This window comes from Cohnella lubricantis (genome assembly GCF_014212015.1).
GTDB classification, from domain to species: Bacteria; Bacillota; Bacilli; order Paenibacillales; family Paenibacillaceae; genus Cohnella; species Cohnella lubricantis.
Map to the genome: position 1 here is coordinate 1 of NZ_JACJVN010000012.1, position 13,678 is coordinate 13,678.

The following is a 13,678-nucleotide window of genomic DNA, read 5'->3' on the forward strand; positions in this document are numbered from 1 at the left end:
TTCATTACAGGAATAGCTCCAATAATAGACTCAAATGGGTCAATTCTAGATACACCCGAAGTTCCTTTGCATGAAACTTGTGGTTGTGGGGTATTCGTTAAGTATTTGGTTGCATCGATACTGCTAGCAGAAAAATTATTAGATTCAATGTTAAAAACAGAAAGTTCATCTTGACAATCGGTGATCTGAACTAACGCAGGCGAGGATTCGGCGAAAACGTTCATGGGAAGCAAAAGTACAAGAGCGAAAACCAAAGAAAACATTAAAAGACGTAATTTCAAAACGATCACCCTTTCAAATAAGATGCTTACATGTAAATGTATTCTGCATTATAAAGTTAAATCCTTTTTTGTGGAATAAAATCCATATAAATACTAAATTTTAATATATCCATCTAAGCCGACAGTCTTCACCTTGAGCAGTGTTATCAAAGTGCATACGGCTTTTGGTGTCTAGTGATAAGAACATTGGCCGGTTGCCGACAGATGAAAAAACGATCACTGGTCACCGCCGGAATGTTCCGTTTCTGATTTAGTACTGGCTGTTAAAAAACGGATTAAACTGCACTCCCAATGCTACCGCGGGATTGATCTAACCAGGCAACCTTGGCCGAGAATAACTAAGACTTCGATATAAGCATCAACTGGAGGTGAAGCAGGGGAGAGAACAAGAACAAAACAAGAGTTGTTGGATTTTTTGTGGCGCCACGCCTTTATACTAGTATTTTTATTCCATATTTCCCATAGGATAATCGATCTAACTTTTTTACACTTTATTACAACAATTTCATCTGATAATCCGCTTTCAGTATGGACAGCCGAAAAATTTTAGTTCATGAATAAAGTAAAGGACCTCTGGACACTAATAACCATAAACCCAAATTTGACATAGAAAGAAGGAAGGTACACATGTCAAAAATGACATTCTTAATTCTCACTTTGCTTTTTGCAATTCCTTTAGGGAACGCTTATGCAAATCCAAATCTTAGTCAATTATCTCGCCAAACAAGCTTCGATCTCTTTGAACCACAAAATTTAGAGTCAGGCTTGTCTTATGAGATTAAGCTGCCAAACAATAAAGATGGTTCTACCAGCTTTGATACTGTTTTGCTTAGTTATTTTGGAAATAATGGTAAATTTAAGTTTGCATTAAGCCAGCAAAAAAATAACTCTGTAATAACTCAAGAGTTGACTAACATAAACGTTCAAAGTAAAGAAATCAAAAAACAGTACATCAAACATAAAGTGAGATTAGAAGCACGTGGAGAACTTGTTAAAATTAACGGGTCAGAAGGCCGTTATGAAGCGTATGTAGGAAAGAATGCCACAGGGGGCGTTCTTAGATGGATTCAATCGGGAACATATATTGAATTAAATGCACCAGAATTATCAAAAGAATCATTGATAAAAATCGCTGAATCCATGAAAAAGGTAAACTAATAGAAATAACGAGGCACTAAACCGGTCCACTCGAAAGTCTGGTGTCGGAGGACAAGAACAAACATTCATATTGAAGATAAGAACTTGCATTGTTAGCCGAAGGCTACATTATGAAGCGCTTCAAAAATCTGAGATTCTTCCTCCTTTAGGATTGGCAATACTAGGATACATTGAAGAAGGAAAGTACCATGAAGTGGATGCAGGGACCCCGCAAGGGGGCGTCATATCACCGCTTCTAGCCAACTTGTACCTAAACGAATTGGATTGTAAGCTGGAGGAACACGGCATCCGATTTGTGCGATATGGCGATGATTTTCTGTTATTTCCGAAAACAGAGAAAGAGATCTAAAAAGCCGACTGGTACTTTTCATAATGGGCATTGGGATCTTGTTTGGAAATATCATGGGAAAATTCGGGATCACCTTGTTATACAAGCTAGTAATGATCAAGGCTGCACTTCCACACAGACCATAAATGTAACTAATGAAAAGTCATAATCACCGATAACCGGTGGTTATGACTTTTCTTTGTACGCCCAGCATGGGCGTCATCTATACGGTGAAAGTCCGGAATGGGGGCTGGCAAGCGCCTACCATTAGCCAAGAGCAAGGGTGTCCGTCGCGAGGTGGAATCCGAAGGATGCTTGAGGCAAACGTACGGCTTGAGGTACACGAATCCAATTTGAGGCGGTTGCAGTCGGATGAGTCACCAAAACATGACGAAATCCAAAGCTGCCAAAGGCTGTAGCCGTAGACTTGGGCGAGCGCGGGCGGAAAGGTGACGTTCTTATCTGGGGAGGCATGCGGAATAAGCGAAGTCACTTCGTAACCAGAGTCGAGAGGCTCTATTCTCCCCGCACAGCCACGGCTTTCGGCCGGGTAAGCGCGCGCACGACGCTGTAAAAGAAGCCCAGGGCTACATCCAAAGCGGACTGCGCTGGACGGTAGACATGGACTTGATGCAGCACTGCTATTAATTAAAGAATTGGTTCATAACCTTCTGAGACATCAAGAATTAAGTCAACTCCAAACCATTCAGCAATTAGGTGAATGGATCAAAAAGCAAAAGTATTCAACTCCAGATTCACCTCGCCAAGATAATCCAGAGGAGCCCACGAGGTAAAAGGATTGGCACAAAAAACCGGAGGTCTGTTGGACCCCCAGTTTTGATTTATTCTACGAACCGGACAAACTCCGGTTTTCTTAAGCTTCCCGACCGTCTCCAGTCTTTTAGATGCACTCGTTGAAGAATGTAAGAAACTCGGCTATTTGATATTACTCTCACGCATATTTGATTTTAACGTCGGAAGCCGGCAACTTTGCCGTAGCCTTGGTTTTCGTAAAGTAGGAATTTATAAAAAATACGGTCAATTAGATGGCAAATGTTTAATTGCGTTATCGTTGAGAAATTACATATGGACATTGATCCGATATATTTAAAAAAACATTACTATGTTGGACCTGAACAGGTCGGTCAGCAAACCTTTCAAATATTACAGAACAGTTTGCGAAAAAGCAAACGAATAGGAATCGGATATATTACCTTACGCTCCACCGAATACCTCGCAGCAGTACGAGCGATGGAGGAAGGGATAGCATTGAGTACATTGTACTTTGCAGACGAAGTACGATCGACAAAGTCTATATACGAATATGATGAAGTACTTCCAGATGCATTTTCTCAAAGTGCTTTGAAAGCAATTAGTAAGCTCGTCTCAAAACTAACTGTTCATTTCGATCATGCTCAATATAAGAACCGTCACCACGACGAATTAATAAAAGTGATCAATTCAAAAATAAACAATCAAATAATTCCCCATGACCTTCCAGACAAGAAAGTTGAGGATGAAGCGGAGAGTATGGAGGATATCGTAGCAGCTATCCAAAGAAGCATTGAATCCGTTAGCAGAATCAAGACACCGCCTGTTCAAGAATGGCTGCACTAAGGTAATATGACAAATGCCACCTCCGCTAAGTGGAGAGTGGCATTTATTTATTCGGAAAAAATTCTGAAATAAGAAATCGGATCTTTTTTAACTCATCAGAGTTCATCTCGAACATGCGTTCATTTATTTCATTCATAAGTTGCTCTCTGTATATACAAACTAAGCTATATCAAGGCATTATCCGGATTTACTGACATCTGTATAAAATACGGGTTTTGTGAAGAAGAATCTAAGATTTAAATCACAATGATGGATCCAGCTGCCTTATTAATTAGTTGGCATCGCTGAATCCATCATGTGTAGTTGTATGTGCTGCTATTATCTTCGTTCATCATTCGTTATTACCATGCATGATTAGCTTCAAGCCTCTGCCGCAGACGTCGGTTGTTCCTTGGTCAATGATTCCGTTGAGTTTACAAACCGATGCTCAGCGTTAGTTAACAGCTGAAGCAACAGTTGTCGCGGGTGTCCTTGAAGTCCGATCTCGTCCATAGCCGCTGACATGCAGCTTAGCCACGCAGTTGCTCTCGTGGGCGTAATATCGAATTTGGTGTGTATGCGATAATAGCTTATCTTTCTTGTGCTCATGATCAGCACCTCCAGTTGAACTGCTAACATAATGATTGTAACCGAGTTTCAACTGGAAGCTTGTGATTTGTATCACATTCGATAAACAGCTTTAAAATCAGCAACGACTTTACATAATATAATTTATGTCAATTCGTCTGATTTGAAGTCCTTCTCCACAATATCCTCGACCAGCTTGGGAAGCCATGTCTCTAAAGCTTGGAAGACATATCCCGCGGATTCCGCCTTCGTCGTATCCATATACCACGATTCAGGCACCCCGAAAGGCGACATATTCGACGGCTCCGTCTCATCGCGCATAAGAGCTTGTCGTCCAGCAGCACGTTCAATGATCGCTAGGATCTGTCTAGGCGTGATCTCGCCGCGAGAACAAGCGTTAACCGGCCCAATCAAAGACGATTGTCCGATCCAAGCCAAGAAAGACGCCGCTTCGTCCGAGCTGATAAAGGATATCCGCGCATCCGGATTCGGGATCCCGATCGGTACCCCGCGCAGCACACGTTCTACGTGAAAGTGCAATCGCTTGGTGTAATCATCCATCCCTAATACGATCGGGAAACGAACCGCCGCCACAGGAAAGTCCGCTCGCTGGAAAAGGACGGCTTCGGCCAATCGTTTGCCTTCCGCGTAATCGTCCCCTCTTGGCATATCCGGGTTTGGGACGGGATATACGAACGGGTCATAATCCCTCTCTCTCATCCCGGATTCTCCGAACGGGTACACACTGAGCGTGGATGTAAGGATATACCGGGTATTCGTGCCTTGGAACAAACTCGCAGCGGATGTTGCCTCTCTAGCTGAATAGCAAATGTTATCGTAGACAAGATCGTATGACTGCGAATGAAGTGCCCGCTTGAAGTCAACCGGATCATCCCGATCCGCAATTAACCGCGTGACCTTACTGCCGAAGTCATCGGCCGCCCGTCCTCGAGTTAAGATCGTGACCTCCATCTGCATATCAAGCAGCCGCTTCACAAGCTTCCTGCCGAAAAATCGAGTGCCGCCGATGACTAGAACTTTCCCCATTCTCCTCCACCCTCTCTATGAGTTCAGTCAATGTCTCTTTATCCATCATTATACAGCTCCTCTATTCCTGCGCTTACTCCTTGCCGGCCGCTTCAAGCCAATCTTCACTTGTGAAGGTCTCTTCGCATACGCTCGCGCCTAACGCCTGGAACGAGGACACAATATTCTCGTACCCCCGCTCGATATGTTGAACTCCTGCGATGGTAGTTGTCCCATCAGCCACAAGTCCCGCGATCAGCAAGCAGATGCCGGCTCGCACATCAGACGCGTGAACGGCAGCGCCTCGGAGAGGTGCACCTCCCTTAATCGTCGCGACGCCGGAGCGCACCTCGATGTTCGCTCCCATGCGGCTCAGCTGCGCCGCGTGGTGGAATCTCTTCGGGTAGACGCGATCGGCGATGAGGCTTCTTCCGGACGCTTGCGTGAGCAAGGCGGTCAGCGGCTGCTGGAGATCGGTCGGGAACCCGGGATACATGCCAGTTCTCACCCGCGTAGCCTTCAGCTTGCCGTCGCCGATAACGGTGACGGTCGACTCCGACGTCTCCACCTGCAGTCCGATCTCGCTAAGCTTGGCTAGGCAAGAATCGAGATGCTCCGGGATAACATCCTTCACCGTAACGACGCCGCCCGTCGCTCCTGCCGCGATCAAGAACGAGCCTGCGATCAGCCGATCGGGAATCGCCGTATATTGGCACCCGACGAGATACGGCACGCCTTCGATTCGGATCATGTCGGTGCCCGCCCCTCTAATTCGGGCTCCCATCTGGATCAGCATATTCGCCGTATCGACCACCTCGGGATCCCGCGCCGCGTTGCGCAGAATCGTCCGCCCTCTCGCTCGAGAAGCGGCCAGCATCGCGTTGATCGTCCCGCCTGAAGTGATCGTGTCGAAGTAGATATCGGCGCCTCGAAGCTCCGAAGCTTCCACCTCGTAATAATCCGTATAATTGGCGAAACTTGCCCCCATCGCTTCCAGCGCCTTGACGTGCTGATCAATCGGCCGGCTGACGAAGTCGTCCCCTCCTGGATATCCGACGCTCACTTTGCCGAATTTAGCCAACAGCGCGCCTGCGAAGTAATAGGCGGTCCGGAACGCTCCCGCGTTGATCGGATCGATCGAAGCTGAATGGATGTTGCGGGGGTCTATGTAGACGGCGTCATTCTCGTCCCGATGGATTACGGCTCCGATATCGGCCGCAATCCGGAAGAAGATTTCGATGTCGGAGATGCGCGGTATGCCGTGAAGGACGACAGGCTCGTCCGCTAAGCACGCAGCTGCCAGCAGAGCGAGCGAACTATTTTTGGAACCGGGAACGGTTATCGCTCCATGCAACGAGGGTGTACGGTTCACGACGATGCGTCTCATCTTATCACTGCCTTCGCTTTAAGGATCGCCTTCATCATAGTTCAGCGCCCTCAGCCGTTCAATAGTTAGAGAGTCACAGGACAATGATAATGCTTGGCAAGCCAGTAATGTAAGAACAACCCCTCTCCATATGGGGAAAAAGGTTGTTCTGCATCGCCTATGAGCACCCTCTTGCTTGGCCTTACGGATTCGTTGACCACAATCCTGCGGACTTCACGAAGACGCGCGGATTCAGCTTCAGGTTCGCCACGATCAGCTCCGCCAGATCTTCCGGCTGCGCGACCTTCTCCGGATTGCCGTCGGTCAGCTTCTGCTCGATCGCCAGATCGGTTGCGATCGTGCTAGGCGTCAGCGCCGTGACGCGGATGTTGTGCTTGCGAACCTCCTGCATGAGCGATTCGGTCAAGCCCAGCACGGCGAACTTCGATGCGCTGTACGAGCTGGTCAGCGCTGCGCCGCGTTCGCCGGCCGTGGACGAGATGTTCACGATGTGGCCGGACTGTCTCTCGATCATGCCGGGGAGAACGGCTCTCGTCACGTTATAGACGCCCATGACATTGACGCGAATGATATTCTCCCACTCTTCCGGCGTCAGCTCCAGGAACTTGCCGAACTTGGCGGTGCCGGCGTTGTTGATGACGATGTCGATCTCGCCGAGCTCGCCTTGAATCCGCTCCGCCGCTTGTGTGACAGAATTCAGATCCTTCACGTCAGCTGCCGCTGCCGCCGCCTTAACGCCGAGTGCTTGGGCTTCTTGTTGAACCTTCACCAGATTGGACATCGTCCGGCCGATCAGTCCGACATGAACGCCTTCCTGCGCGAGAGCGATAGCCGCTGCGCGGCCGATGCCGCGGCCTGCTCCTGTGATGAGAGCAACTTTGCCCTGCAACGATTGCATGTAGGTCCCTTCCTTCTTCTCATCTCTAACTGTTACCAATGTGATTATAGTTTATACTGGCGGCGATATCAAATCCTACGGGTCTAGCCAAGTGCCGGTTGCGCTCGCCGAGCCTCCGGAATACCGTAACTTATGCCAACTGATGAAGGAGGCTGCGAAGCGCATGGCTGAACGTTCGCTTCAAGACAAGAACGGCATTACGTACGAGCTGTTCGAGCTAGACCCGGCCGTCTACTATCAAGAGAGATATGCTCATCGCGACGTCGTCGGCATCGCCGACAAAGAAGGGAGCGCCGTACGCAGTTCGCTAGCCTATCAGAAGGCGCGCCAATTGCTCGAGACGCTTCGGCTCCTGAAGCGTGAAGCCGGCGACCGGAGGCTGCAGGTGCTCGAGGTCGGCTGCGGCTCCGGCGCCTTCGGCTCCAGGGTGAAGCGCTTTGATTCTCATATTCAACTGTTCGGAGTCGATATGAGCTCAAGCTGCATCGAGATCGCGAAGCGGAACGGATTCGACGAAGCCGTCGTATATGACGCTGCCGAGGGCTTGCCTTATGGCGACGATCAATTCGATCTTGTCTATACGATCGACTTCTTCGGCCATATTGAATTCCGATCCAAGGACGCGATCATCGCGGACATTCACCGGGTGACCAAGCCTGGCGGATTAGGCTTCCACGGCATCGAGACGGGAGCGATCGATTACTGGAATTGCAATCCGAAGGACCCGAACGATCCGATCCGTCAATATGTCTATACGGAAGGGCATATCGGGGTTGAGCCGCTGGAGGATATTGCGGATCGTTTCTCCCCTCTTTTCGAGATCATACAGGCCTTCCCCTTCCCGCTCCGGCCGTTGCTGCATATCCAGAACATTAGGAATAGCCGCCACTGGGGAGACGAATTCAACGACGCGTTCGCAGAGATCGATTCGCCAAAGTCGCGCATGGCGGCCAATCTCATCCTCGGCTGGATCAACCGGTATTTGACCGATCAACTGCTTCGGGCGTACGGCAATCAGCTCATTCGCACAAGGGTTCCGAAGTCGGGACATCAAGGCTTAGACCGGTTCATTGACACGCTGCTGCAGGGCTCCGGCTTCTCCATGACGACCGTTCGGAAGCGTATGATGGATTAGGCAAGGCTGCCGCAACAACGAAAGCCCCTCACGACGAGGGGCTTTCGTTGTGCTGCCCAATCTATTCCTTATCCGTCGGATGGATTAAGCTTCATATCCGAGCTTCTCCAGCCCATCCAGGCATACTGTGCGGATGAGATTCAGGTCCTCCTCGGGCTGATCGGCCGGCGTGCTGTTAAGCTTGACGTTCAGCACGTTGTCCATCTCGGCCCGGTTCACTTCCGCCAGGCCAGCGAGCAGATTCAGCGTGGATTCGTCGCGCAAGACGATATCCTCGTAGCGGAACAGATAGATGTTCCTCTGCGGATCATAAAGCTCGGCGTAATGGAGGGCCCGCTCGTTCCACACATTCGCGAACTTGGCCGCATCTCCCGCCCAGAAGGTTGATGCGCTCTGCCAGACAGGAATCGGATGGCGGACGAGCAGCACGATCTTCGCCTTCGGATAGCACGTCTTCAGCAGCTCGATCTCCGGCTTGCCGTAGCGGACTTCCTTGAAGCCGATCCGATCATGGCCGGCGCGGAATTCCGAATAAGCGACCGCATGGTAGACGCGAAGCGCCTGAACGACGCCTTCGGCGACCCGCTCCGGTTCGGGGGACATATTCGCGATCCACGTATTCGGATTCTCGCCTTTGGCGAAGTAAGCTTCCTTCTCCGGCCTGCCATGGATCGAGAAGTGAGCCGCTAACGTACGGATGCGGACGAATTCGCTGACGATGCCGCCTTGCTCTCCCCAGATCAGTGTCCCTCGCCGAGTATTGAAGATTCGTTGGACGAGCGTCGATCCTGTCCGAAGAGTGATGCCCGAGATGATGACGTCCATTCCCATTCCCCCTCTTCGTTCCATATCGCGTCTACCGGCCTTGGCGCGTCGCCGACGGATGAGCGATCCGCGAGAACCACATCCGGTTCGGCGAACGGAATTGCTCTCCAATCCATCCATTGCAATCTGCCGTAGGAACGCGCCCGCGTCGACCGATCATTCTGGATGCGCACATACACGAGATCGCCCCGCTCCAGCAGGCGGACAATCGTCTCCCCCATCCTTCCGTCAAGCGCGAGTTCACTGGACAGGTACAACTCGACCAATCGCCCGCTTCCTGCTGACGGTTGCCGATTCGGCTGATCTCCCAGCGCCGACTGAAGCACCTCCGTCCACTTGTGTTCCCAGCGACGCTTCGAGAACACTCGGGCGACTTCGGTCGCCTTCCGCTTCAGCTCTGCGAGCTTATCGGGCCGATCCAGCAATCCGCGAATCGCATCCTTCAATGCTTCCGCGTTCGGCTCAATCAGCAGGCCGTTGTAATCGTGTATGACGAGATCGGACAACCCTCCGATCCGAGTGGCGATCACGGCGTTGCCGCATGCCATTGCCTCCAGGCAGGACAAGCTGGTCCCTTCGCTGTGCAGCGTCGGTATCAGCGTAATATCGGCGGCGTGATAGGCTTGAGCCATCTCCTTCATCGGAAGCGAGTATCGCCGGATACGGTTGCCCCACCGCGCTCGCTTCTCGTCTACCCGGGCCGTATCCGCGCTGTCTCCATAGCCGACGAAGTGGAAGTCAACGTTCGGATAAGCCTCCAGAATGCCGTCGAGGACGTCCAGTACCATATACAGACCGCGAGGGCTGTACAGCCTTCGCGGATACAGAATGACGAGCCTCTCTCTCGTCTCGAGATAGCCGTCGCGAGGAGAGAAGTCCGACTCTTCTACGTAATTCGGAATGACTTGAATGCTATGGCCGTAATCGTGCTGAATCGTCTGGAACCAATTCGCGGAGTTCGTATCCACGGAGACGAGCCGATCGCACAGCCGGACACCTTCGATGAACCGGCGGTTGCGCTCCCAGAACGCATTGCCGTTCGTCGCGCGAACATTCGGCCCATCCCAGCTGACGCCGTGAATAATGCCGATGCTCGGGCAGCGGCTGCCGTGCGGCCATGCATTGAAGTGAGCTGAGTAGATCGTCAGCGCAGCCCGTTCGTCTGTCTGTTCGGCGAACAAGCGGCTGAACATGCTCACTGTGGGCACATTGTAGTACTTGGCGGTCTGTCCTCCACGGGATAAGGAGACGACGTCAATGTCCTGGTAGCGTCTCCGCCACGGGTAGTTGCCGTATTGGTAGATCACGCACTCGAGCCCTATTCTCCGGCACAATCGGTGCAGATCAAGCAAGTACCTCTCCGCGCCGCCGGAATAGAAGCTATCGCCATCGTAATCGAGGAAGGTCGTCGTCATGATGGCGACTTTGCCAGCAGGACGGTCGTTGGCGTAGGCCATCCACATGGCAGGCGCGGCCGCGAATTGCCGCTCGACCTGATCGAAGAGATCGGACCAGGTCTTCTCCGCGCTCGGAAGATACAGGGCATCCGGCCGGCCGGCCAAATATGCACTCAACGGCTGAGCCGAATAGGTGACGATATCCGCCGAAGCGATCACCTGCCGACGCTTCTCAAGCATAGCTTCGTCGTATGGACCGACAGGTAAGTCGGCGTCCGTCATGTCGTACCAGACGGCCTTGTGGGGGAGCAGATCTGCCCAGATCATCTGCGTCATACGTGATATCAGCACGATTGCCGCTTGGCTTCGGAGTGCGGGCAGCAGCGCTCCCTGATCGCGAATCGCGAAGACGTTGGGTTCTGCCTCGCGAAGGTCCTCTTCTCCCTCCGGATCACAGAAGAAGCACAGATAGCCGCGTCGCCCCATCTCGCTAAGCCAGCGTCGCGCTCGCTCGTTCGTCGCCTCATGGACAGCCTCGGGACAGACGGCGATCGCGCGGTGCTCTCGGCCGAGCAGATGCATCGCTTCGCACACAAGTCCGCGGGGCTCTTCCTGTAATCTCCTCCGGTACTCTGTTTGCCGGTCGGCATAGATGAATCGGTAATCGGGACGAAGCGTACTCATCGGGAAGCCTCCAATGCCAGCCGGACCGCCTAGCGGCCGGGTGATGCTACTATATGTATGTGCCTTCGTCTGCTGCGGCAACGTCAGTCACCCAGCCCGATCCGAGACGATCGCTGACGGCATCATGCGGCAGATGGGCATTTGATCTCTTGCCTGTCGCGCGGCTATAGGTTGTTTCATCAAGTTGGCATAGACTAGCTTCCCGCCATCAACCGTCTACATAATCTACATTGGACTTGTATCCTCGAAAGGAGAGATGACATCCATGTTGGCGGAAGTACAGCAATGCAGGACGAAGCGGGTTAGACGCAGACGTCTACGCATCTCAAGGCGTCCTCGAAATAGGTTCAATTCCCTTCTCCGAACGAACCGTTCGCTTAGAAGGCAGATTCGTCTCTTGCGGCGGAATCAGTCGACGCTCCAGGCGGAGACGGCTGCGCTGGAATCGCGAATGGACGGCTACCGCGGCGACATGAACACGGTTCTCTCCCAGTTGAGCACATGGGTCGCTCGATCCGCTCAGCTGCAAGAGCTCGTCGCCGCGCTCGACAATCAATTCCGTACGCTGCAAGCCCAAGTCGGCGAACTGGCCGATCCTTACGCCGAAGTGCGCTCGACGCTGGAGAGCCGTCAAGGCAGCGTCGTTACGATCGAGACGGACGCGGGACCGGTCGCCGGCACGCTCATCGCGGTCGGGACGGACTTCGCCCAACTGCTGGAACCGACCGGCGATATGGTGTTCGTCCTGATCGACAGCATTAGTCAAATTGCCTAATCGAGAGGAGAAGATGACATGGATCTTGAACAAGCGTTAGCCGCGTACGTCGGCCGATCGATCGAAGCGATATCGCCGAACAGCTTCGTCCAAGGCACGCTTCTGGGCACTGGCAGCGGCCTTCTGTCCATCGAAGCCGTCAGCTCCGGTTATACGTCGCCGTCCGGACCGGTCAGCGTCCCGATCGCCAATCTGTCGCTCGTGCGCGTGCTGGCGGCCTGATCTGAATAAGCGTCGTCTAGCTATCTGACGCCAACGACGCTGCCATCCAATCATGCCATACCGGATACAACGCCTTATTGCGCTGCGTGACACTTGTGCGGCGGACTCGCCGATGATACAGCGGCGCCGGAATCCGGCGAATCGTCTGAATGCGGCCGATGCGGATCAGCATCTGTACATCCTCGTACAGACGGCCGCCGTACGGATCGGTCGTTCTCCACCCTTGAAGCCGCTTCAGTAACGGCACATGATACGCTCTTGGCGCGATTGCAACGGGATGATCCAGCAATCGGTAGACATCAATCGAATCGGGCGCACGCTGCAAGCGAGCTGGAATCAGCGACCGATCGGCGCGCTCTTGCCATTCGACGTGATCAGCTACCAGCACGCCCGTGTCTTGTCCGGACACGGCGGATTCAGCTTCGACTTCGGCTGCGCTGGCTGAATCCGCCAGCTTCGCAAGACAATCGAGAGACAGCCAGTCGTCGGCATCCAATTCGAGCAGCCAGCGTCCCTTCGCGAGCGCGAGCGCATGGTTGAGACAGACGGACTTGCCCCTATTCGTCTCGTGTCGCAGCAACCGAATTCGCGCGTCGCGAAGGAGCGGCGATTGCCGCAGCACCTGCTCGGTATTGTCGGTTGAACCGTCGTCGACGATAAGGAGCTCCCAATCCGAACGCGTCTGCACCATGACGCTGCGGACGGCCCATAGCAGATAGTCGGCATCGTTGTAAGAACAGATTACGACCGTGAACAGCGGATTCCCTGAGGGCGGCGGATCGGAGGGTTGGGCTCCCAATAGCGGAGAGAGCAGTTCCCATTCCCGCGCGTATCGCCGCCAGCTCGGGAAGCGCTGATGAACAGAAGCTGGATGGTATGCGGCTGAGCGAACGGTCTTCCACGACCATCCGCGCGCCAGCCGGCTCTTCATCTCAATTAATCCATAACCGGCGAACGGCCCAAGCTCTTGTTCCACGAAGGCCGGCGGCGTTCCATCGCGAACAGCCGCGGTTCGCCAGAGCTGCGGTATCTCGGGCAGCCGGACGCGCGGCGCCGCGAACACAGCGGCAGGCGCGTCTATCTGCTCTTCAGGCTGGAAGATGATTCCGGCTTCCTGATCGTCAAGCGAAGCGAGCCAAGCCGGGACATTCGCGAACCATTCCGGTTCCGCGGCATCCCCGGCCGCGAGCACTGCGAAGAACGGGTCGGAGCAGCCGGCCAGCTCCCGACGGAGCTCCTTCGCCGGGTGCGCGCCCAGCCGAACGATGCGGCTTCGCGGCCAAGCGGCAGTGACGCACGCTTCGGCTCGCCGCACCGCTTGATCGCCGAACGCGTTCCATATGAAGACGAGCATCGCAACCTCCGTCAATATGGGAAT

14 protein-coding genes and 1 pseudogene are annotated in these 13,678 nt (G+C 53.0%); 7 read left to right on the forward strand and 8 right to left on the reverse strand.

Annotated elements, in window-relative coordinates; translation table 11 throughout:
- A partial coding sequence (locus H4Q31_RS21315) for a hypothetical protein (protein WP_221626702.1) occupies positions 1 to 281 on the reverse strand: 281 nt, incomplete at its 3' end.
- 627 nt (positions 282 to 908) lie between these two features.
- Between H4Q31_RS21315 and H4Q31_RS02125 the strand changes: the two genes are divergently transcribed.
- The 3 genes and pseudogenes from H4Q31_RS02125 to H4Q31_RS02140 all read left to right on the forward strand — a co-directional run bounded on the left by H4Q31_RS02125 (position 909) and on the right by H4Q31_RS02140 (position 3,384).
- Positions 909 to 1,439, forward strand: coding sequence for a DUF4367 domain-containing protein (locus H4Q31_RS02125; RefSeq protein ID WP_185177424.1), 531 nt, complete (start codon positions 909 to 911; stop codon positions 1,437 to 1,439).
- A gap of 178 nt (positions 1,440 to 1,617) precedes the next feature.
- Positions 1,618 to 1,779 (forward strand): annotated as a pseudogene (locus H4Q31_RS21490) (reverse transcriptase domain-containing protein); the annotation flags it as partial.
- 1,074 nt (positions 1,780 to 2,853) lie between these two features.
- Complete coding sequence (locus tag H4Q31_RS02140; protein WP_185177425.1) at positions 2,854 to 3,384, forward strand: Ku protein; 531 nt, start codon at positions 2,854 to 2,856, stop codon at positions 3,382 to 3,384.
- Positions 3,385 to 3,744: 360 nt separating this feature from the next.
- On the opposite strand, the gene H4Q31_RS02145 is transcribed toward H4Q31_RS02140, so the two are convergent.
- The 4 genes from H4Q31_RS02145 to H4Q31_RS02160 all read right to left on the reverse strand — a co-directional run bounded on the left by H4Q31_RS02145 (position 3,745) and on the right by H4Q31_RS02160 (position 7,262).
- Positions 3,745 to 4,002, reverse strand: coding sequence for a globin domain-containing protein (locus H4Q31_RS02145; protein ID WP_185177426.1), 258 nt, complete (start codon positions 4,000 to 4,002; stop codon positions 3,745 to 3,747).
- Between the two features lie 93 nt (positions 4,003 to 4,095).
- A complete protein-coding gene (locus tag H4Q31_RS02150; RefSeq protein ID WP_185177427.1) occupies positions 4,096 to 4,998 on the reverse strand; it encodes an NAD-dependent epimerase/dehydratase family protein in 903 nt (300 codons plus the stop codon).
- A gap of 73 nt (positions 4,999 to 5,071) precedes the next feature.
- Entirely contained in the window at positions 5,072 to 6,364 is a 1,293-nt protein-coding gene (gene murA, locus H4Q31_RS02155) for a UDP-N-acetylglucosamine 1-carboxyvinyltransferase (protein ID WP_185177428.1), read from the reverse strand.
- 181 nt (positions 6,365 to 6,545) lie between these two features.
- Positions 6,546 to 7,262 carry a 3-ketoacyl-ACP reductase gene (locus H4Q31_RS02160; RefSeq protein WP_185177429.1) on the reverse strand — a complete coding sequence of 239 codons (717 nt, stop codon included), beginning with the start codon at positions 7,260 to 7,262 and terminating at the stop codon, positions 6,546 to 6,548.
- 163 nt (positions 7,263 to 7,425) lie between these two features.
- Here H4Q31_RS02160 and H4Q31_RS02165 point away from each other — a divergent pair, with 163 nt between their 5' ends.
- On the forward strand, positions 7,426 to 8,397 hold the full coding sequence (locus tag H4Q31_RS02165; RefSeq protein ID WP_185177430.1) for a class I SAM-dependent methyltransferase: 972 nt from the start codon (positions 7,426 to 7,428) through the stop codon (positions 8,395 to 8,397).
- Positions 8,398 to 8,481: 84 nt separating this feature from the next.
- Here the strand turns inward: H4Q31_RS02165 and H4Q31_RS02170 are convergent, their stop codons facing one another.
- Positions 8,482 to 9,222 carry a sulfotransferase gene (locus tag H4Q31_RS02170; protein ID WP_185177431.1) on the reverse strand — a complete coding sequence of 247 codons (741 nt, stop codon included), beginning with the start codon at positions 9,220 to 9,222 and terminating at the stop codon, positions 8,482 to 8,484.
- Positions 9,138 to 11,303, reverse strand: a complete 2,166-nt coding sequence (locus H4Q31_RS02175; RefSeq protein ID WP_185177432.1) for a glycosyltransferase family 4 protein — start codon at positions 11,301 to 11,303, stop codon at positions 9,138 to 9,140. Before H4Q31_RS02175 ends, H4Q31_RS02170 begins: the two co-directional genes overlap by 85 nt.
- Positions 11,304 to 11,316: 13 nt before the next feature.
- Between H4Q31_RS02175 and H4Q31_RS21495 the strand changes: the two genes are divergently transcribed.
- The 3 genes from H4Q31_RS21495 to H4Q31_RS02185 all read left to right on the forward strand — a co-directional run bounded on the left by H4Q31_RS21495 (position 11,317) and on the right by H4Q31_RS02185 (position 12,300).
- Positions 11,317 to 11,448, forward strand: coding sequence for a hypothetical protein (locus tag H4Q31_RS21495; protein ID WP_260440088.1), 132 nt, complete (start codon positions 11,317 to 11,319; stop codon positions 11,446 to 11,448).
- Between the two features lie 252 nt (positions 11,449 to 11,700).
- Positions 11,701 to 12,078 carry a DUF2642 domain-containing protein gene (locus tag H4Q31_RS02180; protein ID WP_185177433.1) on the forward strand — a complete coding sequence of 126 codons (378 nt, stop codon included), beginning with the start codon at positions 11,701 to 11,703 and terminating at the stop codon, positions 12,076 to 12,078.
- Between the two features lie 18 nt (positions 12,079 to 12,096).
- Entirely contained in the window at positions 12,097 to 12,300 is a 204-nt protein-coding gene (locus H4Q31_RS02185; protein ID WP_185177434.1) for a hypothetical protein, read from the forward strand.
- Positions 12,301 to 12,316: 16 nt separating this feature from the next.
- Here H4Q31_RS02185 and H4Q31_RS02190 read toward each other — a convergent pair whose 3' ends face one another.
- A complete protein-coding gene (locus tag H4Q31_RS02190; RefSeq protein WP_185177435.1) occupies positions 12,317 to 13,654 on the reverse strand; it encodes a glycosyltransferase family 2 protein in 1,338 nt (445 codons plus the stop codon).
- Between the last annotated feature and the right edge of the window lie 24 nt (positions 13,655 to 13,678).